1 protein-coding gene is annotated in these 1,181 nt (G+C 49.2%); it reads left to right on the plus strand.

Annotated elements, in window-relative coordinates:
- Positions 1-1,181 (plus strand): beta strand repeat-containing protein (locus tag B0G85_RS10195; protein ID WP_369405935.1); only part of this gene is annotated, 1,181 nt, incomplete at both ends.

Raw genomic sequence — 1,181 nt, forward strand, 5'->3', positions numbered from 1 at the left:
TATCACGATTAGTGCAGCCACTACGACCAATACCACCACCTTAGTCGGTAGTGGTATCTACGCTATCACCGGTAATGCCGTCATAGGTGGTGCGATTACTGGAGTGACTAACTTTGCCGTATCAGGCACTACCTCAATCGCTGCTGATATCACCACCAGTGGTAACCAAACTTACACTGGGGCAGTGAGCTTAACAGCCACTCCGATTACCTTAACAACTACCAATAGCACCATTGGATTTAATAGCACCTTAAATAGCACTGCCTCTGCTGCTAACGCACTAACTATCTCTACGGGTTCTGGCAATGTCACCTTTACGGGTGTCGTCGGGGGAGAAACTAATGGTGCACTAGGTGCCTTAATTATCAACACCACAGGAACAGGCACTATCAGTGCTGCACTGACTGCTGCTTCGATCACCACTAATGCTGGTGGTACGACGCTCATTAATGGTGGCGCCATTACTACTACCGGTGCCCAGACTTATAACGATGCCGTAACCTTAGGCGCTGCAACAACGCTGACCAGTTCAAGCGCTGGCGCTATTAATCTAGCCTCGACTGTCAATGGCGCGCAAACCTTAACGATTAATACGGCGGGTGCCACCACCTTTGGAGGCATCATCGGTGGCACTACTGCGTTAACTAGTGTGACAACGGATGCGGCTGGTACGCTAGCCATGAACACCAGTGCGATCACCACGACCGGTACACAAACCTATAACGAGGCTATCAATCTAGGGGTATCAACTACCTTATCCGCTTCAGGTGTTACTACTAGTTCTACCATTGCTGGTGGTGCTAATGCACTGACTATTACCGGTAATGCCATCATTGGTGGTGCGACTACTGGAGTGACTAACTTTGCCGTATCAGGCACTACCTCAATCGCTGCTGATATCACCACCAGTGGTAACCAAACTTACACTGGGGCAGTGAGCTTAACAGCCACTCCGATTACCTTAACAACTACCAATAGCACCATTGGATTTAATAGCACCTTAAATAGCACTGCCTCTGCTGCTAACGCACTAACTATCTCTACGGGTTCTGGCAATGTCACCTTTACCGGTGTCGTCGGGGGAGAAACTAATGGTGCACTAGGTGCCTTAATTATCAACACCACAGGAACAGGCACTATCAGTGCTGCACTGACTGCTGCTTCGATCACCACTAATGCTG

This window comes from Polynucleobacter brandtiae, from assembly GCF_002797575.1.
Classification (GTDB): Bacteria; Pseudomonadota; Gammaproteobacteria; order Burkholderiales; family Burkholderiaceae; genus Polynucleobacter; species Polynucleobacter brandtiae.